This is a genomic window from Caballeronia choica (assembly GCF_001544535.1).
Taxonomy (GTDB): Bacteria; Pseudomonadota; Gammaproteobacteria; order Burkholderiales; family Burkholderiaceae; genus Caballeronia; species Caballeronia choica.
This window is the reverse complement of sequence record NZ_FCON02000138.1, coordinates 1-20573: the sequence shown is the minus strand read 5'-3', so window position 1 is coordinate 20573 and position 20573 is coordinate 1. Positions and strand designations below refer to the sequence as shown.

Below are 20573 nucleotides of genomic sequence, written 5' to 3'. Positions count from 1 at the left end.
CCGCTGATCCGCGTTCCTACCACACGTCACGCGCTCCGCCACCTGAATTGAGGGGCGTCGCTGATGGACCGCATACGATTAATCACCGATTTCTGGGCCGCCGCGTCCGCGCGTTGCCGCGCGCTCACGCGGTGGCTTATCTCGATCGACTGGTTGGCCAGCCGCTTTACGAAGCTGGACCTTGAACTCGTTGCGCCGAACCTGGCGTTCTTCTGGCGTCAGGTCGGCGAAACGCCGGGATGCGGTGGCTGGCGAGGTCGGTTGTCGGTGTTCGGCGCCCGCCGCGTCGATGCCGGCGCGCTGCGCCCTAGCCTGTGCCACCTCGTTGACAAGCGCCGCGGCCCGCGCAGGGCCGCTCAGCTCGACGAGCGCACGCCAGGCACGATCATCCCGCTCAACGACATACCGGATCTCGCGACGCAGCGCCGGATCGAGTCTGTCCAGTCCGACGCCCGCCCGCTTCAGCGCCGCACGATCCTTAGCCGGCACCGGCTTGCCTGCGCGCTTTGCGGCCGCCGCGGCGCAGAGGGCATCGGCATACTGCTCGACTGAGCGATCGAGGGTCTTTTCTGCCCGCCGCGGCCGCGGTGCATTCGAGAATTCGACGCGGCGCTGGTTCAACGTGTGCCGGTAGCCTAACTCCGGCCGGCGATCGCGCTCGAGCCGCAGCTCATGCTGCGCACTGAACGATTTTTCGTCGGCACGCGACAGGCTGCGCATCAGGGCCGCGCCGTCCGCAAACTCGTCGCGTCCGGCCGCCACAATCAGATTTTCCTTATGCCGGGTCATCGCGACGTAGGCGAGCTCGGCGTGCATGTTCTTCGTGGCCAGCACGTACGCGCGGTCGACCGTCACCCCCTGACTCTTGTGGACTGTGAGTGCGTACCCGTGATCGAAATGACCGTACTGCGCCGTATCGACCGCGAGTCGCCGGCCGTCGTCGAGCCGCACATGCAGCACGGCGCCCGCCGCTTTCGTGTCCGTCGGCGCGTCGATCTGTTCAATCGTGCCCAACGTTCCGTTCTTCACCTGCATCACATATTCGTTCTGCAGGAACATGATCCGCTCGCCGGCGGCGATCGCGATAGGCCGGTCTTCGGCCCGCACGGTCTGTTCGCCGCCCAGCTCGCCGGCGGCCCGCAGCAATTCGCGCACGCGCGCATTCAGCGCGCAACGCTCCTCGTTGGTATGCGTCAGCAGCAGCTGGGTCTTGCCGGGACGGGTCCGGCGATCATCCTGCCATTGCGCAATCAGCTGCTCGCGCGCGTCGACGACGGTCGCATACAGCTGTACGCCACCGTGGTCCGCATACGCGGAAACCGCCGTTTGCACATCGTGCCGGGCCAGCGCCGACGTGGCTTCGCGCTGCCAGGCCTCGTTCTGCCGTTTGATTTCGGTCAGGCTTTCGAGCCGATTCGCGGCGGCCGCTTCGCGCGACACTGCGCGGAAAGCATCGCCCGCGTCGACCGCATGCAGCTGCCATGCATCGCCCACCAAGCGTACGCGTGCCCAGGCCGCCTGCGCGTGGCCGAGCAGTTTTTCCATTTGCCGGGAGCCGACCATACCGGCCTCGTCAATCACCAGAATCGTTTTCGCGTCGAGCGCAACCGTACCGCGCTCGATGCCCGACAGCAGACTGTGCAGCGTCCGGCTGGTGATGCCAGCGTCGCGTTGCATGTCGTCGGCCGTCTTGCCTTGCAGCGCTGCGCCGATTACGCGCAGTCCGTCTGACTCGAGCGCTTCGCGTGCTGCGGCGAGCACATAGCTTTTGCCGGTACCCGCCGCACCATTCACCACCGCGAGCTGGGCACCGCCGGCGAGCGCGACAAAAGCCGCATCCTGTCCCGCATTGAACTGTCGGGTTGCGCGTAGCATTTCGCGCACCGCGGCGTCGCCCGTTGCAGCGTCGCCGGCGCGACTCATTGCGCGCGCACGCTCGACCAGCCGGACCTCGATCGCGCGCAGATCCGTTGACGTGAACCACTCGCCGTTGCGACCGAAATCCTTGAGCGCGAGCAGTTCCTTCGAATTCATCAGCCGCGCGTAAACCTGCCGGAACTGCTCCGCACCATCGGTGTTGCGAAACACGAACTGCTCGACGTCGCGCCGCGAGAAGATGGACTGATTGATCGTCAGCGCGGCGATGCCGATCGCCGGATTGATGAGCAGGCGCTGACCATTGCGGTACGCGCGCTGGCGATTCTCCTCCAGCACACTGGCCATCACACCACGCTCGCCCGCGTAGCGCGCGACGCCCACTTTAACGGACGGCTCCAACTCGATACCCAGCGTCCGGTAACTGCGGTGGTCGATGCGGGCCTCGATGCCCGCCCGTGCCATGAAGTGATTGGCCGTGACGGCCCATTCTTCACGCACGTCGCGAACAAACTGTCGGCTGCTCAGGAAGCGGTCCTTTCCAGCACCGCCTTTTTCAGGGTCCTGCGCATTCCAGCGCCTGAAGTAGTGCGCCGGATCACGGGCGATGCCGTCGTTCACGCGTTCGGTGAACATGATGTGCGCATGCGGCTGTTCCAGTCCGTCGCTTGCCGCCGGATTGTGGATCGCCCACGTGTACGCGTGGCGCTCGCCGAGGGTGTGTTCGACGAACTCGCGCACGAGTGCGACGCGCTGTTCATCGTCCAGTTCGCGCGGAATCGAAACCTCGATCTCCGTGTACGGGCGACCGTTTGCCCGCTCGTAGGTGTCCGCTGCCTGCCAGAAAATGCTGGCATCGTGCGCGGCCCACGCCGGCATGTTGCCGCTCTCGGTCATCTTCAGGTCGCCACGCTCCTCGAACTTCCCACCGCGAGATATGTAGGCGTAGTGATCCTCCCGCGCAATGTACTTGGCGTGTTCCCCGGCGGCGGCCTTCCTGCCTGCTTTTACGCTCAAGTGGTACGTTGGCATTGGCGGATGAGCTTTCGTCTTATCATAAGCTGTTTCTATGCTAGCATAGAAACGCGGAAGCGCGCTTTGACTCGTTTTGCTCGCCAGATATTGCTGGGTGGCTCCGCCTTGTTAACTCGCTTTTGCAATTTTCATAATCCGGAATAGCTTGGCAGGAAGGGGCCGATGGTCGGCCTGCGCTGTCGCTCGATGCAACTGAAATTGATCCAGGAGAAAAATGATGGTAAAACCTGAATGGCTTTCGGAACACGTCCAATACATCAAGGGTTTGAAGTCGCCAACCGCCACGCAAGCGCTGCTGGTCGAACTGGCGGCGATTCCGAATCCCACCGCGCAGGAGTCCCGACAGCTCGATAAGCTGATCCGCCTGGAAAAGATTAACCAGAAGGCCGAAGCGATGAAAGCCGAAGCGGCCCGCATGCTCAGTGCGCGGCGCGAGGATCAGCGCAAGGCCCACACGCGCGAATTGATTGAACTCGGTGGCATCGTCGCGATGGTCGATTTTCCGGTGGATCGCGGCACGCTGACCGGCACGCTGCTGTGGGCGCTCGATCAGTTCAGGACGGACGACGATCTGCAGCACACGCTCAAGAGACGCGGTGATACCTTCATCGCTGAGCGAGAAAATGAGAAGAAGGTCGAAACGCAGGCCAGCGCGGAGGTCGCGGCTAATGCGGCTGCGGCGGAGAAAGTCCCCGCGTAACCCAACGTGCCCAGCCGGATCGTCGCTGCGCTGCAGGTCGGCGCTCTCCTCGACACCTGCGGAGCGGGTTCCGTGCGCCTCGATCCGGGCGCATGCGCGCGCGATATCGCAGCGATCTGCGCGGCTTCGAGCTTGCAGAAAAAGAAAAAGCGCGTCGCGGGGAACGACGCGCCAGAGGCATAAAAAGGGATTCTGGAAAATGAGCCGGGTATCGATCAACGCTCCGTACAGCTTCGTCGGGCGCGGCGCTCGGCTCGCTTAAGCGTCTTCTTCCTCCTCGTCTTCGTAGTCATCCCATACGACTGGCGTTTCTCGGCTCACCAGCACCTCGGGCAACCAGCGTGTCTCGGTCAGCAACCGTTCCGCCGTCTCTGCCGCTGCGTCTTTCTTCAATTTCTCCAGCGCCGCCGCCGCTTCCGGGGAGAGTGCTTGTGCTACCACGTCAACGATACGTGCTTTCGACACGTGGTTCAAATAGCTCGTTCGCGTCGGCGTCCAGTACTGTGCCATATCGACATTCAGCAGATTGATCAGCGCGTTCACCGGGTGTGCGCCATCCGATTCGCTCACGCCGTTGACGGTAGCGGCCACGCAGAAGGCGAACAGGTTGCTCAGCACGCCTTCGCTCTGCGCCATCAGCCAGGGCAGCACATCACTGAAACGCTTCGGCAGCAGTGCGGCCCACTTTTCGCGCTCGGCTGAAATCTCTTTCCATGCCGCGCTGGCTTCCATGTCGTCCGCTGCCTGCAACAGGCGTTTGAGTGAGCATGTGGCCCGCACGTCGGCGGCATGCTGGTCGCAGGCGCAGACATAGCGGTCATCGAACACAACCTGGATCAGGCGGTGCATCAGTACCGCGAGTGCGGCCACCGGGTTCCGTGCAAGTTCGATCTGGAGGGCGGCGGTGCGGTGTGCCGTCAATCGCCTGCTGAGGTCTTTGCCGTGCAGTGGCTTTTCTGGTGGCGCTGGCAGTTCGTCAGCACCCGTTACACCTTCGCGATTCATGCTGGCCCGATCCTCGGGTTTGACCAGTCCGCGCTCGATCACGGCCTTGCCGTCATGGTCGAGCGTCACGAATGCACCGGCACGCGCCTTTTGGTCGTCGCTCCAGATTTCGAGGCGTTCAGCAAAGTCGTGCAGCGCTTGGGAAGCGGCGTCCGCTGCAGTTTCGAGTGTATCGCGGCGGGCGTCGTCCTCGGCTTCATCTTCGGCGTCGTAGTACGCGTTCAGTTCCGCTGCGGCCTGTTCGCTCGCCTTCTTAAGCGCGCGAAGCTCGGTCTTTTCCTTCTTCGTGTATTCGCGCGACGCCGACGGCAGCCGACCGAAGCGGGCGATTTCGGAAAAATCACGGCGCACACGTGTTTCGACCCAACTCCAGCCCTCGTTTCTCAAGGTCTGCGCGACAGAAACCAGCTTTTCTGCGACCAGGCGGTGCAACAGTTCTGCGTCGGTCACATACCCGGCGTTTTGCTCGTCGCTAAAGAGGTCCCGGCGAATGTGACCGCCTGCTGCCTCATACGCGTCGAGCGTGACGAACGCAACCAGGTTGCTGTCGGACACATCGATCTCGCTGTTCGTGATCGCGTCGCGCAGCTGCGCCGGGTTGCGTTGCCACGCCTGAGCGGCGTCAAACCACAGGCGTTCCTGCAGTTCGTGATCGTCCGTCAGTGCAAGCGTGCGGATCTGTTCCAGCGTCATGCCGTCTTCGCGAAAGACGTCGATCAGGCGCGGCGACACGTTCGCAAGTTTCAGGGCCTTTGCACCTGGATTTCAGATAGCGAGAAAAGAGGCGCAATGTAGTCCACCGTACGGCCTTCATTGACCAGGAGGTGGAATGCTTCGCAGGCGTCCGCCGGATGCATGGCTCGCGCTGCTGGTTCTCGATCAGCGAGACGGCGACGGCATCGGCTTCACTCACCACCTTGACCGGTACGGGGTAGCTGTCATCGATCCGGCCAGTCGTGCGCAGCAGTTCCAGTGCGAGCAGGCGGCGCTGGCCCGCGCACACGCCCAACTTGCGCTGCTTGCCGCGCGCCTTCATCTCGTGGGCGACGAGGTTTTGCATGACGCCTGCCGTAGCAATATTCTCGGCCAGTGTCTCGATGCCGGTAGGCGCTTTGCGGCGCACGTTGTGCGGTGACTTGCACAGCAGTGCGAGCGGCACGTATTCGATCTGGGTGTCGTTGCCGAAACTTCTTTCGAGAACAGTTTCGGTTGTACGGTTTTCAACCTGATCCACGGTTATCTCCGGTTATGGCCATCGCACCACGCGGGGCACATAACCATTATGTGGACAAAATGCCCTAAGTAAAGAATATGTCGATAGAAGTTATTTGAATTTCCTAATCGGATAACATAAACGATCTAAAATACAAATGAAAATATTCCATAATTAGGACAAAATGTCACTATAATTAAGTTGTGCCTCGCGTGGTGCGATGGCCATAACCGGAGATAACCGTGATTTATAATCAAACCAAAATCTCGTCAAACGTTGTTGCTGATGAGTTGCGTCTGAATTTCCTTCCTCACTACCTGGGTGCGCAATATCTCCAGGGCGAGGCGTTGGTTTACGACTGGGCCGCGCGTCTTTCGAGTGCCTACAACGGCGGTTCGTGGGATTTCTTCCAGTTGTCGAATGGTGGCTTTTATATGGCCCCCTCGGACTGCGGACGGGTGCACGTGCGGTGGCATATGAACGGCTACAGCGACATGATGGGCGGGGACGCGTTCGGGATCGTCGTCACGCTGTTCGCCCTGTGCCACCTGGCGGAAAAGTGTAGCGACGACAGGATCATTGACCAATACCACTCCCTGCGTGCCTTTGCGACGCAGCACGTAGAGGCCGCGAACATTCTCCGCGCTATTGACTAACGAACCAGCCCCGGCCTGCGGGCCGGGTCTTTCGCCCTACCTGAAAATCAGTGAGGAAGAAATGGACATGACGCAAATTCGCCCAACCTGGCTGACCGCACTTCTGCCTTTGCTGGCCGTCTACCAGTACGGGGACCGTGAAATTGTGCGTGCTGAACTGTTCCGTATGGCGCTGTCGGCGGATGCGGCGGCGAAGACCGCTGACGCATTGCACCGCATCGCCAATATGCTCGACGGGGACGGTCATGCGATCGACATGCACCGCGACGAGCTTCGGGCGATCGCGCGTGCCGCGCTTTCGGAGTTTGACCGCGTACCACCCCGCGCGCCTCTGGTAGCGTTTCACGAAGCGGTCCACAACACTCGAGAGCGTACCGCATGACGACAGAACCGAAACGAGGTTGCGAGCTGAAGCGCGGTGACGTGCTGCGCACATGGTTCGGCAATCAGACGATTCTTGAAATGCTGCCGTACAGCGGCCCGTTCGACTTCATCTGCGGTGTGGCGAAGTTGCCGGATGCCGAAATGTCGATCGACCGGGGCGGACTCTACGAAGTGTTGTTCGCCCAATGACCTGAACCGCCCGCGTGTACTCGCGTGGGCTTCGGAGCCTGACATGCCAACCTTTACAATTGCCGAGATTGAACAGGCGATCAACGTGTGGCGAAGCCGCCAGGCGTCAGGAGAAGACGCGGCGCTGTGCCCGAAAGCGCGTCACCTTGCCGATATCTATGGCGAGATGATCTACACGCACGTAACGGCCATCGACGTGTCTTCGCTGTCTGCCGAGCAGGTGAAAGCGGTGACCACTGCCCTTTATCAACAGGAATTGCCGCTATGATCGACGAATCGAAGTTTCGCTGAAGTGCTCGACCAGTTTCGCCGCGAGCAGGAGGAAAGCGACGCCGATTTTACTGCCGCGCCTGCGCGTTTTCTCGAGTATGGAAACAGGCTGTCATGCTGTCCGGTCCAGTCTATTTCGGCGATGGCACCAGGGAGGCCGTTGAGAAGGTGAAAGACAGCGGGCGCTCGCGCCCAATGGAGCGGTCATTCTCGACGCCTTCGGTGTTCTCAGCAGCGGCGAGCGCACCTTCCGTGCCGCTGTATTCATTCTACAACAAGGACGATAGCGTTCTTCTGTGGGAGAAAGCAGGCATCAGGGGCTTCGCCGACCTGTCAGGGCTGGACCTTGTTCGTCGCAAGCTGATAGCGGAGCTTTTGCTGAACTATGCTGGCTGGTGATGGCCAAGTGTCCCAGCCTGACAAGCTCCGGCTCGTCAGCCCGATCGCAGAGATCTGTGCCGGGCAAACCTTCCCTGCTAGACCAGGGCTTGTGTCGGCCGGGAGCGGATCGCGCGCGCCTGCGCGCCCAGATCGAGGCGCACGAATTGATAAGGACCTCCCTCACGCGAGCGCTGGGATATGCCACGATGGTGGAGCAGGTCCGATCAATCGAGCAAGGAGAACGTCGTGAACAGGATTGTCCGTGTAGGCGTTGATCTGGCGAAGAACGTGATGCAGCTTCATGGAGTCGATGTAGCGGAGCGCGTGGTGATCAGGAAGGCAGTCACGCGAGAGAAGTTTCTGGAGTGGTTCGCGAATCTGGCACCTTGCGTGGTCGCGATGGAGGCCTGTACAGCTTCGCATTTCTGGGCGCGCCGGCTTCGCGAATACGGACATGATGTCAGGCTTATTCCGCCGCAGTTTGCGGCGCCCTATCGCAAGGGTGGCAGCTCGGTCAAGAACGATGCGGTGGACGCTGAGGCGATCTGCGAAGCTGCGAGCCGACCGCATATGCGTTACGTTCCGGTCAAGACGCCGGCTCAGCAAGGCGCGCTCGTGTTGCATCGCATGCGCCAGGGTCTGATTGAGGAGGTACTGCACTGGTCAACCGGCTTCGCGGCCTGGTTGCTGAATTCGGGATATTTCTTCCGCAGGGCATTCACCGGTTCAGAGAGAGGTTCGCCGAATCAGTGGAGGACGGGGGGAACGAATTGCCCGGACTCACGCGGGTGGCATTGTTGCGAGGGTGGACGCGAATTGTCGAGCTTGACGCAGAGATCGACTGGTTCGACAAACAGGTCGCCCAGCATGCAAAGAATGATCCCGACGCGAGACGCGTCACGGAAATGTTCGGTGTCGGGTTGATCACCGCTTCCGCCGCGAGTGCCACGGTAGGGGATGCCCGACAGTTCCGCAACGGCCGACAGTTCGCTTCATGGCTCGGGCTTGTCCCAAAGCAGAACAGTAGCGGCGGCAAGGAGCGGCTCGGTCGCATCACCAAGCAGGGCGATGCGTATCTGCGCACGCTGCTGTTCCAGTGCGCGCGGGTCACGCTGACGGCATCCCGACGCAGGCAGGACCGACTCGCGCGATGGGTTACCCAGCTAGTTGAACGCGTCGGCTACGGCAAGGCGCTGATTGCGATCGCCAACAAGCACACGCGTGTGCTCTGGGCGATCCTGGCGAAAGGTCAGCGATTTGATCCGTCCTACGACGGGCAGCCCCATGGGGTTGCAGCACAATGAAGGACCGATAGCATTGTAAGTTGAAGCAGCCCATGTTGTACTTCATCGCAGACACCCGGTAAGGATAAGCGACAGGTCAGACCGGCAGCGGGAGAACTCGACGGGTCCCCAGGCAATGCGATCTCGCATGTGCCGACGCACGAATGGAGTCCCGCTGCGCGGTTATTATCCGGGCCACGGTCAGCAATGCTGACGTCGAGAGGCCGATTGTAGGTGTGCAGTCTACCAGCCGCTTCGTACCGCGTCGCGATGATTGAAAGATGACTATGGAATGGAATTAAAAGATACAAACCTTGGTTTTAACGGGAGGTCCTTATAGGGGACCCGCGCCGCGAGGCGTGGGGAGAGCGCCGACCCGCAGCGGCAGCGGAGGGACGATCCGGTGAGAGGCGTCGTGCAACTGTGATCGGGGTCGTCAAGCAGCCGCAGGCTGCGTGATTCCCCCGCGGCGAAGCCGCGGGGGCTGGATCGGGGTTCGGCGCAGCAATGAATCGTTCAGGATCAGGAGAACATCATGTATCGAGTTCAGGTCTGGGATGACGATGCGAACCGCTACGTCGATGTGGTGCTCAGTTTTGACCGGTGGGGCGCGGTCGGATTTAGGCACGCGCAGTTTGGCGATACGCCAGCGGAATACGACGATCCAGAGGAGGCATGGCGAGATGCGGTGGACCTGCAGGAACGATTCGGCAACGCGATCGTTACGCTGCTCGACATGTCGACCGGGGAGCGACACTTTGACGAGTGCAACCTGCCGGAGATTGGCGCAAACATCAGCGAAGCTTCGGCGGCGCCTGAAATCTGGACGGACGACTGGATCATCCAGCGTGCCGTGCGTAAACGGCCGATGAGTGCCGGCGGCGACGTGTACGAACCATGGTCGGGATATACGCACCCGATGACACGCGATCAGGCAGTGAAGGCACTCGAGGAGTGCGAAGAGCGGTGGCCGGAACATGAGTTCCGCGCGCATCGATTACGGCTGGAGGAAAAGGTCGCTGCGGACGCGATCGACCGGGCGCGAAGATTCGTCCGCTCCAGGAAGCACGACTAAGAGAAAAGGCGATAAAAGAATGACGTTTGATATTCATACACCCATTCGGTCCGAGTGTTTGCTTCCGGCGGATGAGGGATGGGAGCGACCCCGGGGCGCTGAAGTTCAGGAGGTCGTGCGACGCATTGGTCTGTCGGGTCGGGCTCTAGCCAGGGTGCTCGGGCTGAGTGAGCATGGCGGCCGCCAAGTCAGACGCTGGATAAGCGGGGAAACGCCCGTCCCTTATATAGCGTGGGCAATTCTCTGTGATATGGCGGGCCTGGGCACAATCTGGCGTGGCAAAACCCTTAAATTGGGGTTGAGTGGTATGGTTGAATCAGCGTCCGATGACGAATGACCAGGCGCTACGTTTTGCTGTCTGCATGTTGCGCGATAAAAAGAAAAGCCGGCGCACCAAGGCGCGTCGGCTGAATGTCATGGGTACATTCGAGGCCGGCCAGAACCTGAGAGGCTTTCAGGAAGCATGTCGCGACGGCGTGCCTTTAGCGCTCAGGGAGATCTCCAGGCGAGCTCGAGGGCACCCTTCTTCCGGATGGTCAAAACGCTCCGGCTGGAATCTCTGCGAAACCCTCGAACGAATATCTCCGGGACCGTCGAAGATATCCGGGTACGTCACATCAAGGAGCTGTTGCATGTAAGCGATGTGTTCGAGAGACATCGGGCGCCAGCGCCGATACTGTCGGTCTCGCCCGGCAATGATGGTCTTCGCTTCGAGCCCCGGGATAAAGCCAATGACTCATGTACGCTTCGCCGGGCCACAGTGACACCCATCGACCGACAGCGTAGCGGCTGCGCATCGGAGCAGCTCCATGTTTTGAAACGGTGAGACAGTCACGGCGAGGCGCCGGCCGACCAGCTCACTACCGAAGTGCGTCAGCCGGATTCGTGACGATCGTGCGCGTCTCCTGGTTGACTACTGGATAAATGACGTCGTTGAACCCGGTGCTATAGCGCAACCGTTGCTCGCAAACCGGCTGAACCCGGAGTCAAGGCGACGATTCAGCCTAGAGATCAAGCGTTTGACGCAGCCGCGCTGCCGTGCGGTGGCTCGAAAGACCGAGTAGATTGCTGGCCTGTTCGTTGGTCTTGCCTAAGCGAGATGCACGAAGTGTTATAGCACAGCAGTGTGAAGACGATCGACTCAACTGAGGTCGCTTGTTTGGAAACCCGTCGCGAACGCGCCAGCGAAAAAAAACCCGCCGAAGCGGGTGAACCACCGTGGAGATCTAAACCCCGCTCAATTCCTGCGGGGCAGAGGTAGGTTAGCGCGAAACCGGAAAAACACAAGGCGAAGATCCAATCGCGGGCATTCGGACGCCGGTTCCGAATAAAAGGATGCCGAATGAAATCCGCGTTGCTTGCCTCGCAGCACGGTCGTCTCATGCGGCATATCTGCGGACGTTGCTATCCAGCGACAAACTCGACGACTCGATAGATTCGGTCACGAGATTTCCGTTATCGTCTTACAGCGACAGCAACTTCTCCGCAGAGAGGATAGTCGCGGTACGGGGTACGTGAGCGTTTAATGAAAACAGACATCGAACCCTGGAGTAACGAATGAAGAAAACTCTGATAGCCGGTACCGCGCTGGCCTCCTTGGCCGGTGTGGCGCAGGCGCAAAGCAGCGTGACGCTTTACGGCCTGATCGACGCAGGCCTGACTTACACGAACAGCCAAATCACCGGCACGGGAGCAGGTGGTCACAGCAACTGGCAGATGACCAGTGGAGGCGTGCAGTACAGTCGTTGGGGGCTGCGCGGAGCGGAAGATCTAGGCGGCGGGTTGCAGGCGATCTTCACTCTGGAAAACGGCTTTAACCTGAACAACGGGCAGTTGTCGTCGGCCAATCGCATCTTCAACCGTTTGGCCTACGTCGGAGTTTCCAGTCGTGACTTCGGCTCGTTGACTTTGGGACGTCAAACCGACGGCATGGTTGACTTCCTCGGGCCGCTCTCGTTGACCGGAACACAGTATGGCGGGACGCACTTCGCGCACCCGTTCGATGTCGACAATCTGAACGACTCGTTCCAGATCAACAATTCGGTCAAGTATCAGAGCCCGAATTTTGCCGGCTTCAGGCTTGGCGCCCTGTATGGCTTCTCGAACCAGGCCGGTGGGTTCGCGAACAATCGTGCGTACAGCGTCGGCATGTCGTACGCGTGGGGGCCGTTGAACTTCGGCGCGGGCTATCTACACTTGAACAACGCCGCCGGCACCCCAGCACAACTCAACACGAACGGAGCAGTCACCGATACGCTTGGAACGTCGCTATCAGGCCTTCTGACTCCGACCGCGGTGCCGCTCGGGGCACTCGCTAGCCGCCAGCAGACGTGGGGCGGAGGCGTCAACTACGCGTTCGGTCCGTTGGTCGCAGGCTTCGTATATACACAAACGAACCTGACCGAACTATTCCTTACTGGCTTCAACACTCACTTTCAGAACTATGAAGGAAACATCCGGTTCGCTTTGACACCAGCCGTTATGCTGGCGGCGGCCTACACCTACTCGCGCGCCGGGGGCAACGCCGGTAGCGGGGCTCCGCACTGGAACCAGGTGAGCGCGCTTGCAAACTACGCCTTCTCAAAACGCACGGACGTCTATATCCAAAGCACCTACCAAAGTGTGAGCGCGAGGGCCGGCAACCCGCTGGGGGTCGCTTGGATCAACGGTGTGAGTTCACCCGCATCGACATCGAATCAGATTGAGGCAACCGTCGGCGTGCGTCACCGTTTCTGATGGGAAGCTCCCTAGCGGCCAAGTCGCGCTAGGAGTCGATTCCAGCGCGATAGAAGCCGTTGTTCAGGCGGGCGGTAAGCTACGGAGGAGAAGGGCGCAGCGTGGCTCGAGCCCGGGCGGAAGTTGCGCTCGTGGCCCCGCGCGGGGGAAACGGTTCGCAGGGTGAGTGGGCGCGACAGCGCGCATAATGTGGCGGAGGTGAGCGAAGTTTTCCGTTACATTGCGAGGCTGGAGACGCCAACCATGAACGTGCCGCGAGTGAAAAGGAAATCCGAGGGCATCCGCCGACGCGTTTTCGAGGCCGCGAAGCAACAGTTCGCGCCCCAGGGACTCTACGGGCCGCGAGTTGCCCGCTCGATGTCGGGCGACCCATACGACGGTCACACCCTGCCTGAGGCGTTGAAGCAAGCGGCGATCTTGAGCGACGTGAAGCCGGAAGTCGTCCTCGTCGATCGCGGCTACAAGGGTGTTGCCACTGAGGGTGCGAAGATCTACCTTGCCTTCGACCAACGTCGCCGAAGACTGATCTGCTGTTCGGAGACACGGGTTGAATGACCGGACTGCTTCCGACACCTGCCTTTGGACTGCTGACAACGCCACCGTCGACAATGGGTCGTCAACGAACATTTGATTTCTCCGGCAGCGGCCATTCATGATCGACAAATTCAACCAGTCACTAATGACGGCAATTGGGTCCTCACCTGCCGCTCTCATGTCGTTGAACCAACGGCAGCAATGGCCGAAGGATCAAGAGGCCTTCGCCGGGTGCTTACGTAGAGACCAATCCCGACGGCACCTTGAAGCCGCAACCCATTGCGCAATCGACGCTGCATTCCGAATTCGCGCTCTGCCGATGCGGGGTGCTACGCGGCTGCGATCGGGTCGTCACGTCCACGCCGACGAAGCGCTCGGCCGGTCGTAGGTCGTCGCGACGCCGACGATCAGACCGACACCCGCGCGGAAACCGGGAGCAGCAGGGAGCGTCTTTGTTGCGCGACCATCCAGCCCAGGCTGCGCCCTTCTTGGTGGTGATCGCCGCGCTTCTTGCGCTGGCGGTTGGGTAGATCAGGAATTCAAAGGCGTTGCTTTCGACTTGTTCGCTCCGGGTGACAATGCGGCTTACCGATGGGCGTAAAGATCTCGCTGGCTTCCGCTGCTATGTTGCCAATAGCTTACGGTATGGAAAAAAGAATCCTTCCGGGCGGATGGGTTGCCATTTGGCTTAATGCGCGACGCCGGATAGCGGCGATCGTGCGCGGCGAAACGGCTCACTCGATTAAGACGGCCTATAGCTAGCGGCGGGACGGCAGAATCCGGAGAAGGTGCTGCGCGGTGATCGACCCGGGCAGAAGACGCGGGCACGGCAAGATCAGTTTTGGCAACTGTGGTGTCGCGATCAGGAGGTGACGAGGATAGGCCTAAACGAGCGGACCGAGACGTTTGAGCTGACGATGTGGATCCGACGAGCCAGAGTGCCTGTCGTGCGCTTGCCATTGCTTCTGCATAGGCATACTGATCATGATTAGCCCAGACGCCATACGCGACTGTCCCCAAGACTCCGACGGCAAATGCACTTGCCGACATAGCCCAAAGCACAAGAGGTCCGAAGCGCGCAGGTCGTACCGCAGGCAACGCATCAGTGTCAGGATTGGCGTCCACATCAGATGATTTCGGCCGCCCGGCACGTTTGGACATTTGTAGCACTTTCCAAATCCTTTAGTCCTGCATTTCGACAACTTGGTTCGCGCGATTACACAACCATTTCGGGGACGGGGACGGCATTGGCATAATGTATCTCGTATTGAACGACCAACGGAATCCATTTCAGAAAATGCTTGGGCGTCGCCTCGCGCCCCCGGGCAGCCGGGCTGCCGTCGGTGGAATGTTGTAGAGCACCCAGGTCATTTTCGGCGCGGCCGGTTCCGGCGCGCCAATGCGGCCGCGCAGTGCCGGTTATGTCGCGGAAAGGGTGATTGTGTATTTGCATGTTTCTAGCCGCGCTGCCGACACATTGCGGTAAAAAGACGTCCGATGTTTTTCTGCCTACGGCGCTTCATGCGCAGGCACGCATCCGGCCGCGTTCCCGCGACGCGCGTTTCATCGACAACCTTCCCCACGACGAACTTCGCAAAAGGGTATCCCACATATTGCTTTTCAAAATTAGATCGCATTATTATGGCGCGCCGGGTCCTCTCAGATGAGCGCGCAACGACCGGCGTGGAGAGAACAGGAAGTTGTGCCAGCCACGCGTAACGAATCCGTACCGGTGACAGATCGAAGACGGAGGAGATTAGGATGCTTAGTCCGCACGAATTCGCGACTTTAATGCTGATCAAGGACGCGCCCGAACAGGTAGAGCTGGGTCGCGCCGAACTCGACGCGTTGTTGACGCGCCAGCTGATCACATTGGAAACCCTCGCTTCGGGACGACCCCATCCACACGTCACAAGCGACGGCGATTTTATTTTGAGAGCCGTCGCCCGGAAACACTAGCCGACAGGCACTCCGGCTGGCGCATGCCTGCCGCGATCGATGTAGGAACCCGCGCGCGTCAATTATCAACCACAGCCAATTTTGCTCGGGGGACGTATTGGGCTAGGTTCGCAACAATCGGCCGCCGTCACGGACAGAGTACAGAGCGCGAGGATGAGCAACTTCAACATGCCGGACACATGCCTCAAACGCTTTGAAAAGGCGGCCTGGGCACGGGGCGCGCGCGGCCTGTTGACACCCTTGCTCATTGTGTTGATCATCCCACCGGGACCGCCATCCATCGTTGCCGCCGAGGAGCGCGTCATGACTCTCACGCTAACGTCGCAAGCCTTCCGACAGAACAGCGCGATTCCCGCGAAGCATACCTGCCAGGGCGCCGATGTTTCCCCGCCCCTCGCGTGGGCCGGCGTGCCCGCGAATGCAAAAAGCCTGGTGCTGATCGTCGACGACCCTGACGCACCGGATCCGGCCGCGCCGAAAATGACCTGGGTACATTGGGTGCTCTACAACATCCCGCCGACGGCAGCCGGATTGCCCGAGGGCGCTGCTACAGAGGCTTTGCCGAGCGGCACGCTCGAAGGCACCAATGACTTCCAGCGTGCCGCTTACGGCGGTCCGTGCCCGCCCGTGGGACGCCACCGCTATTTTCACAAGCTGTATGCGCTCGACACCGTCCTTCCCGATTTGAAAAGCCCAACTAAGGTGGCGCTCGAAAAGGCCATGCTGGGGCACGTACTGACGCACGCCGAACTGATCGGCACCTATCAAAAGCGATAAGCGGCGAATGCGGCTTCGCTGAACGCGCGGACCATGATCGTTGTCCATTCCGATTGTGCGCCCGCGATGACGACGGCTTTACGGCCGAGCGGGGATCAGACTATTGTTCGTACTGACGCTGACGGGAGCGCATTTGCGCTTGGCTGCCATATCAATACCAGTGTTCATCGACGACACCGCGCCGACGGGCAGTTATCCACCGTTTCTGTTGAAAGTTCGCTAATGCCTCGCTCGGACGACCGCACGTGTCATTGCGCCTCCGTCAGCAGAAATTCCGGCTCACTGTCGACAACACGCCCAGCAGGCGCGACATGTCGACCAGGCGCTGCGCCACCAGCTGCCGAACATCGCCTTCGCATTGCCACATGCCGTACACCGCCAGCAACGAAGCGCCGAGCGCTTCACGCCGCTGCTTCTTCAGCAGACTCGGCCAGACGACCACGTTGACGTTGCCCGTCTGATCCTCGATGGCCACGAACATCACGCCCATCGCGGTGCTCGGGCGCTGGTTGACCGTCACGAGCCCGCAGCCTGGCGCGAGCCGCCCGTTCCGATAGCCTCGCAGCGTCGCGGTCGGTATCAAGCGTTGTTCGAGCAGCACCGGTCGTAGTAGTAATTTGAGCGGGTGACGCCCGAGCGTGAGTTCGGTCGTTTTGTCGTCGCCGACGATGTCTTCAGCTTCGGACGGCGCGCCGAGCATCGGCGTGTCATCGTCGATGGGCGTCGCCGCGGGCAGGGCCTTCTCCGGCACCGCGGCGACTGACGTCCATAGCGCTTAGCGACGATTGCCCGCAAGTGAGGCGAGGGCGTTCGCGGCGGCGAGCACCTGCAGATCGTGCCCATCGAGTTGGGCGCGACGCGCGAGGTCGCTAATGCTCGCGAACCGACGCACTGCATGGGCCGAATCGATCCGCTCGGCCGCACCGTCGCGCATGCCCTTGAGCTTCGACAGCCCGAGCCGGACCGCAGGGCGCGGGTGGGTTGGACTTCGATTCATTGGGCGTTCGAGCGCCGAATCCCACCCACTATCGCTTCGCGCTGCTCGTCTACGCGAACAGCTCGCTCAACTGCCACGAGCCGGAAACGTTTCTGGCGGCGATGTTGAACTCCGAGCAGATGGGGTTTACTCGCCGTCGCAGCATGTGCAGGCTGGAAGCGCTTCGTCGTGACTGTCGGTGAACGAATCGGCAAGGAACACCTGACTTACGGGCAAGGGGCGTCCGCCGAACTGGTCGCGATGGTGACGATCGGCGCGGCGGATGCCTACGGCTTGCCAGCATCGACCACGCATGTGTTGTCCTTGGGCATGGCCGGCACGATCGCCGCCAATGGATCCGGCTTCGAGTGGGGCACGGGGAGGAGTGTGGTGCTGACGTGGGTCCTCACGCTACCCGCATCCATCGCGCTTGCCGGATCGCCTTATTGGGTCTTCAGATTGCTGTTCTGAAGACTGGATCGCGACAGCCTCGATGCGCCGTTTGAACAAGCGTCATCTGCAGGTAATGCGTAGCGTCGCTGGCACATCAGAATCGAAACGAACGCGCGAGCCCGGAGCACTCGTATGCCCGACTTCTGTGGATTCCCGTGCTCACAGAAACGCGGCCCGTACCAACTCTTCGCGAGGCGCTTCCGACCACAGAGATGCCTTGCGCGCTCACGTGCGCAAAATCTCGCCGTCAGAGCGCAGCAAGGGCGGAATATCCACGGACCTAATGACTGGGACAGCGTCCCGGGTGTCGATGCGAGGAGATTGGTAGGGAGCGACTCGATTCTTGGCAAGAATTGGGGCTCGTCCTGCAGGGGCCTTGCGGCCAGGGGTTTTTAGTGCTGCAAGCTTGTGGGAAGTTTTCTTCTGTGTACCGGCGACGTGCCTGCGCGGAAGGAATTTCAGTTGTGCTTCCTGCGGGTTCCACACTTCCACATATTTCGCTTGAGCGACGATTGGCGTGAGTGTTACCAACAGGCTACAGGCGGCTATCCAGGCGATTCGCATATGCGGTTCCGTGGTCGAAGTCGTCTGGGCGCCGATTATAGGTTGGCGCAGGCTCGTTCAATAACTGCAACTTACCCTTGTTGCGCGAGCGGCACGAGTTGCTTGACAGCAAGGGCGTGAACCACTTTGCCTTAGCAATTCGGAAACGACAATAGCTCGGGCTAGACGCGACCCGCAGTCGTCGTTCCGGCAACCTTGTCACGTTGTCCGAGGAGGTTTAAGGCGGCGGTGGTTTGCCTTTCCTGACGCGTGAAGGCGCTTCGGTCTTATCGCAGCCGGACAGCGAATGTAGTGGCGTGATTCGCTCCGCGTCCTGCTCATTGACACTTTGCTTTGCCCGTACCGAGCGGCCGCAAGCGTCTCGGGACTTTGCTGAGTGTTCGTGACCGACTCGTCTGTTTAGGCGGATTTTCATGTCCGGTCGCTCGCATGAGCCCTTTATGTACAAGGTTTCGTCGCCAATCTACTTGACATACTTGACGCAAAATCCTAATCTTGGTCCAACCAAGTTCGGGGAGAAAGGTCATGCACGCCGCTTCACATCATGAGCTAGACCTGGGCGCCATCGCCGAAAAGCTTGATTCGTCCGCCATGCCGGCGGTTCGCACGGCGATTGGAGAGCTGTCTCGTGTTCCAGAAAAAGGGGTTCAATCACTTTTGAATCTCACCGACTCGGAACTGGGCCAGCTATTCAAAGACGGGATGCTGAGCAGTATTGCCGGCGACGTTGCAGGGTCGCGGTCCGGCTCTCGCGGTACGCCCCGAGGCGCTGTCAGCGGGGCAGAGCTGGACGCGTTTCTGGGCCCATTATCGGAAGACTTGCTGCGCGAGAGGCAAAGTCTCGTCGAGAAACAGCTGTTAGTTCCGTCCGCCAAGATGTGCCAATTACTCGGTATCTCCAGGCAGGCGCTCAACCAAAACCTAGCTGCAGAAAAAATCTTCGCAGTCGAGATTGGTGGGAATCAGTACTATCCCGTCTTCTATGCGGACCCGACGCTCAATCGTCGTCAGCTGGAGCATGTGAGCAAGCTGCTCGGAGGCCTTAATGGCTGGACCAAGTGGCTCTTTTTCACTCGCCCGAAGAGGTCGCTCGGCAAGGGGGTCACTCCAGTGGCCGCGTTCCGCGCGGGGCAGGCGGCTGACGTCAAAGCTGCCGCTCGTGCGTTCATCGAATCGTAGGAGAGTGTCGCTTGCCGTTAAAAATACCAAACGTTGCGGCATTCTCTAAGCTGGAACTCTGCATTGAGCCCGTTTTAGCCCAGTCACTCGTACGCGTCTCGTGGTTTGACTCCGGAGAGCCTCATTTTGGCAAGACAGGCGGTAATCGATTTGACGATCCCCGGAGGTCTCTGCCGGAAGAGGCTCGCTACGGCACGTGTTACGCTGGCCAATCGCTTGAATGTGCTTTTGCAGAAACGGTGCTACACAACGAGGAACTCAAGCGTGAGAGCGGCCAATACGAACTCTCGGCGCAAAGCATCAATCGGTTTGTTCTGTCATTCGAGGCCGATGGGCCTCTCAGGCTGGCCAACATGACAGGAGCGGCGCTTAAACGACTCGGCGGTGATGGTACCCTTTCCACCTGTTCCACGCATCGGGTGCCGCAGGGCTGGTCCAAAGCCTTATTCCTCCATCGCGAAATGCTCGACGGCTTTATATATATGTCGCGGCACGTGAACGACTCGCGAGCTATAGTCCTGTTCTGTCGAGCGCAGAAGAAGCTGCGGCTTGTATCGGCCGTGCCGTTCGTCCGCCATCCTGAGGCGCGGGCTGTTCTTGATGCGTTCGGCGTCCGGATCAGCGACCGACTTGACGGCGCCGGATGAACTGCAGGTCGCACTCAAACTAGGCCCGGTATGATTCGTCAGTGGGAAGCACCGCGGTAGCCGCGGGCCGGACATGTGGAAGGCCGAGAACAGCAGCTAGGCCAAACCAAATACGCACCGTTCAGCTTGGTTGGTTGAGGGGAGCGTCGCCTCAAAGACCTCGAACGACGAATGGAATGGGTGAGTCGCGCCAGGCCGGATGTCACCTGGGAAAGCCGTCGGATCCTCACGACGGCGAAAATTCAAAATGTAACTACCACGTGGTAACTCGGTTGCTCCTGGCGACTATCGGGACGGACGGGAATTTACCATATAGGATAGATTTATCCTTGATAAATGATGTCAAAGCCATTTTGAAATGTCGTAGCGCCGGCTAAATACAGATGTCGTGTTTTTGATGTGTGATTTACTCTGTCTTCAACGGTTTGAATCCACGTAGTGTCGAAGGACGGCCTTGATCAGACAGGGGCGTGTCAGACCGTTCAGCGAGTGCGAGCAGACCGCTGGCCAGGTGTTGAAGGCGTCTTCGACTGCTGCGCGACCTGCGCGATTGCCTGATCCAGATCGGCTCGCGTGAATGCGCGCGGATTCTTAGTGCCGGGCAAGGGTTTGGGTTTGCGTACCGCCGCACCACGATTCGTACGTGACGGCGAACCCGAGGTCCGGCGGTTGTCGCGCTGTG

The 20573-nt window shown here is 60.2% G+C and carries 16 protein-coding genes and 6 pseudogenes; 15 read left to right on the top strand and 7 right to left on the bottom strand.

Annotation, left to right across the window (positions count from 1 at the left end; genetic code table 11):
* Positions 1 to 78: 78 nt before the first annotated feature.
* Positions 79 to 2892: an AAA family ATPase gene (locus AWB68_RS34805; protein ID WP_160110120.1), complete on the bottom strand. Its 2814-nt coding sequence runs from the start codon at positions 2890 to 2892 to the stop codon at positions 79 to 81.
* A gap of 232 nt (positions 2893 to 3124) precedes the next feature.
* Between AWB68_RS34805 and AWB68_RS34800 the strand changes: the two genes are divergently transcribed.
* Positions 3125 to 3610, top strand: coding sequence for a conjugal transfer protein TraD (locus AWB68_RS34800; protein ID WP_087648813.1), 486 nt, complete (start codon positions 3125 to 3127; stop codon positions 3608 to 3610).
* 258 nt (positions 3611 to 3868) lie between these two features.
* On the opposite strand, the gene AWB68_RS34795 is transcribed toward AWB68_RS34800, so the two are convergent.
* Together AWB68_RS34795 and AWB68_RS49910 are read right to left on the bottom strand one after the other, a co-directional pair.
* Complete coding sequence (locus AWB68_RS34795; RefSeq protein WP_235028655.1) at positions 3869 to 5308, bottom strand: chromosome partitioning protein ParB; 1440 nt, start codon at positions 5306 to 5308, stop codon at positions 3869 to 3871.
* Entirely contained in the window at positions 5238 to 5849 is a 612-nt protein-coding gene (locus AWB68_RS49910; RefSeq protein ID WP_235028654.1) for a ParB/Srx family N-terminal domain-containing protein, read from the bottom strand. Before AWB68_RS49910 ends, AWB68_RS34795 begins: the two co-directional genes overlap by 71 nt.
* 221 nt (positions 5850 to 6070) lie before the next feature.
* On the opposite strand from AWB68_RS49910, the gene AWB68_RS34790 reads away from it, so the two are divergent.
* The 9 genes and pseudogenes from AWB68_RS34790 to AWB68_RS51635 all read left to right on the top strand — a co-directional run.
* Positions 6071 to 6484 (top strand): antirestriction protein, encoded by a 414-nt coding sequence (locus AWB68_RS34790; RefSeq protein WP_087648812.1) that lies wholly within the window; start codon positions 6071 to 6073, stop codon positions 6482 to 6484.
* A 67-nt stretch (positions 6485 to 6551) separates the two neighbouring features.
* Complete coding sequence (locus AWB68_RS34785) at positions 6552 to 6866, top strand: hypothetical protein (RefSeq protein ID WP_235028653.1); 315 nt, start codon at positions 6552 to 6554, stop codon at positions 6864 to 6866.
* Positions 6863 to 7057 (top strand): hypothetical protein, encoded by a 195-nt coding sequence (locus tag AWB68_RS34780; RefSeq protein ID WP_087648810.1) that lies wholly within the window; start codon positions 6863 to 6865, stop codon positions 7055 to 7057. Before AWB68_RS34785 ends, AWB68_RS34780 begins: the two co-directional genes overlap by 4 nt.
* Before the next feature lie 43 nt (positions 7058 to 7100).
* On the top strand, positions 7101 to 7325 hold the full coding sequence (locus tag AWB68_RS34775; protein WP_087648809.1) for a DUF3717 domain-containing protein: 225 nt from the start codon (positions 7101 to 7103) through the stop codon (positions 7323 to 7325).
* A gap of 116 nt (positions 7326 to 7441) precedes the next feature.
* Complete coding sequence (locus AWB68_RS34770) at positions 7442 to 7726, top strand: hypothetical protein (RefSeq protein ID WP_087648808.1); 285 nt, start codon at positions 7442 to 7444, stop codon at positions 7724 to 7726.
* 180 nt (positions 7727 to 7906) lie between these two features.
* Positions 7907 to 9012 (top strand): annotated as a pseudogene (locus tag AWB68_RS34765) (IS110 family RNA-guided transposase).
* Positions 9013 to 9526: 514 nt separating this feature from the next.
* A complete protein-coding gene (locus AWB68_RS34760; protein ID WP_087648807.1) occupies positions 9527 to 10066 on the top strand; it encodes a hypothetical protein in 540 nt (179 codons plus the stop codon).
* 1557 nt (positions 10067 to 11623) lie between these two features.
* Positions 11624 to 12802 carry a porin gene (locus tag AWB68_RS34750; RefSeq protein ID WP_087648805.1) on the top strand — a complete coding sequence of 393 codons (1179 nt, stop codon included), beginning with the start codon at positions 11624 to 11626 and terminating at the stop codon, positions 12800 to 12802.
* Positions 12803 to 13144: 342 nt separating this feature from the next.
* Positions 13145 to 13297 (top strand): annotated as a pseudogene (locus AWB68_RS51635) (IS5/IS1182 family transposase); the annotation flags it as partial.
* Positions 13298 to 14650: 1353 nt separating this feature from the next.
* Here the strand turns inward: AWB68_RS51635 and AWB68_RS51630 are convergent.
* Positions 14651 to 14731: pseudogene (locus AWB68_RS51630) on the bottom strand (YbhB/YbcL family Raf kinase inhibitor-like protein); the annotation flags it as partial.
* A gap of 366 nt (positions 14732 to 15097) precedes the next feature.
* On the opposite strand from AWB68_RS51630, the gene AWB68_RS34735 reads away from it, so the two are divergent.
* Both AWB68_RS34735 and AWB68_RS34730 read left to right on the top strand, forming a co-directional pair.
* On the top strand, positions 15098 to 15295 hold the full coding sequence (locus AWB68_RS34735; RefSeq protein WP_087648802.1) for a hypothetical protein: 198 nt from the start codon (positions 15098 to 15100) through the stop codon (positions 15293 to 15295).
* A gap of 303 nt (positions 15296 to 15598) precedes the next feature.
* Complete coding sequence (locus tag AWB68_RS34730) at positions 15599 to 16072, top strand: YbhB/YbcL family Raf kinase inhibitor-like protein (protein WP_087648815.1); 474 nt, start codon at positions 15599 to 15601, stop codon at positions 16070 to 16072.
* 262 nt (positions 16073 to 16334) lie between these two features.
* Here AWB68_RS34730 and AWB68_RS34725 read toward each other — a convergent pair.
* A pseudogene (locus AWB68_RS34725) lies at positions 16335 to 17099 on the bottom strand (helix-hairpin-helix domain-containing protein); the annotation flags it as partial.
* Positions 17100 to 17216: 117 nt separating this feature from the next.
* Here AWB68_RS34725 and AWB68_RS34720 point away from each other — a divergent pair.
* A pseudogene (locus AWB68_RS34720) lies at positions 17217 to 17519 on the top strand (inorganic phosphate transporter); the annotation flags it as partial.
* A gap of 207 nt (positions 17520 to 17726) precedes the next feature.
* Here AWB68_RS34720 and AWB68_RS47215 read toward each other — a convergent pair.
* Positions 17727 to 18065: a hypothetical protein gene (locus AWB68_RS47215; protein WP_125483136.1), complete on the bottom strand. Its 339-nt coding sequence runs from the start codon at positions 18063 to 18065 to the stop codon at positions 17727 to 17729.
* A 525-nt stretch (positions 18066 to 18590) separates the two neighbouring features.
* Here AWB68_RS47215 and AWB68_RS34715 point away from each other — a divergent pair.
* Positions 18591 to 19244: a hypothetical protein gene (locus AWB68_RS34715; RefSeq protein WP_087648801.1), complete on the top strand. Its 654-nt coding sequence runs from the start codon at positions 18591 to 18593 to the stop codon at positions 19242 to 19244.
* 11 nt (positions 19245 to 19255) lie between these two features.
* Complete coding sequence (locus AWB68_RS34710) at positions 19256 to 19891, top strand: RES family NAD+ phosphorylase (RefSeq protein WP_160110119.1); 636 nt, start codon at positions 19256 to 19258, stop codon at positions 19889 to 19891.
* Between the two features lie 482 nt (positions 19892 to 20373).
* Here the strand turns inward: AWB68_RS34710 and AWB68_RS49900 are convergent.
* Positions 20374 to 20573 (bottom strand): annotated as a pseudogene (locus AWB68_RS49900) (ISNCY family transposase); the annotation flags it as partial.